Consider the following 1,372-nt stretch of genomic DNA (forward strand, 5'->3'; position numbering starts at 1 on the left):
CCAAACCATCCAAAAGCCCTATATCATAATCTGCGTTAAAAGTCAATAAAATTCCCTTGACCCAGCCATCCCCCTCGGTCAGTCCGGGATAACCGAGGGCGGTAAGATGGTATAAATGCCCCTTTGTGTAGGCGGTTTTAGAGTTGACCACTTTTCCTGCACAGTAGGCAGAATAGTTACTCTCCTTAGGTTTCAGGGTTCCATAAACAAAAACTTCCATCATCGGTCTAATTGTGCTGCTACTCCTCCTAATAGGATATCGCCAACAAATTGACTGGCTAAAAGTTCGTGGGGAAAACCGAGGGAAATGGCACTGATATTATCGAGTCGTTGCAGCTGTTCCCCAGTTAGGTTAAAGTCCACACAGGCTAAATTATCCCGCAATTGGGACAATCTTCGAGCGCCAATGATGGGAATTACGGAGTTAGGGCGATTTCTGAGCCAATTTAATGCCACTTGTGCCGGTGATTTCCCGATTTCTCTGGCAATCTCCAGGACAGTCTCGGCAATTTTCAGATCGCGATCGAGAATTTGAAAAGGTTGGTCGGTCATGCTTAAACGACCATCGACGGGGTTGGGTTGATTAAATTTTCCCGTTAAAACTCCTCCTGCCAGGGGACTCCAAGCTGTCACCCCGATGTTTAATGCTTTGGCCATAGGCAATAATTCCCGTTCGGGGGTGCGTTCCTTGAGAGAATATTCTATTTGTAGTCCGATAAAGGGTGTCCATCCCCGTAGGGTGGCCAGGGTGTTTGCTTGGGAGACAATCCAAGCAGGACTGTCAGAAATGCCGATATAAAGCACTTTTCCCATCCTGACCAAATCATCGAAAGCGCGCATCACTTCTTCGATAGGAGTGAGAGAGTCCCAAAGATGAAGCCAGAGTAAATCGATGTAATCAGTACCTAAACGCTTTAAACTAGCTTCTACCGCTTGAAAGAGGTTTTTTCGATGATTTCCGCAAGCATTGACATCGCCGGGGCGCGTATTGAGAGAATATTTCGTGGCGATTACCCATTTTTCTCGATCGCCCTTGACAAATTCCCCCACTAATGTTTCACTGGTTCCGTTAGTGTAGAGATTAGCGGTATCGAGAAAATTGCCGCCCGCTTCCGCAAAAGCCTGAAAAACCGCCCGACTTTCTTCTTTATCGGACCCCCAACCCCAATCTTCCCCGAATGTCATCGTTCCTAGACATAGTTCGGAAACTCGCAGACCACTATTACCTAAAAGTTTGTAACGCATAATTAACTAAAATTTTGGCTCGCTTATTCTTTGTATGATAAGTTTAACTTATATAGGGCTTGCTGAATAAATCTAAAAACCTTGTTGGATAAGACTTTTAGACTTTTTTTCCCTCAAAAAGTGCCAG

2 protein-coding genes are annotated in these 1,372 nt (G+C 45.2%); both read right to left on the reverse strand.

Annotation, left to right across the window (positions count from 1 at the left end; all coding sequences use genetic code 11):
* The coding region (locus tag PX481_RS24300) for a gamma-glutamylcyclotransferase family protein (RefSeq protein WP_288096478.1) at positions 1–223 on the reverse strand (223 nt) is incomplete at its 3' end.
* Positions 220–1,245 carry an aldo/keto reductase gene (locus PX481_RS24305; RefSeq protein ID WP_288096480.1) on the reverse strand — a complete coding sequence of 342 codons (1,026 nt, stop codon included), beginning with the start codon at positions 1,243–1,245 and terminating at the stop codon, positions 220–222. The genes PX481_RS24305 and PX481_RS24300, both read right to left, overlap by 4 nt.
* Positions 1,246–1,372: the final 127 nt, after the last annotated feature.

The sequence above is a fragment of the Microcystis sp. M53603_WE2 genome (assembly GCF_030065435.1).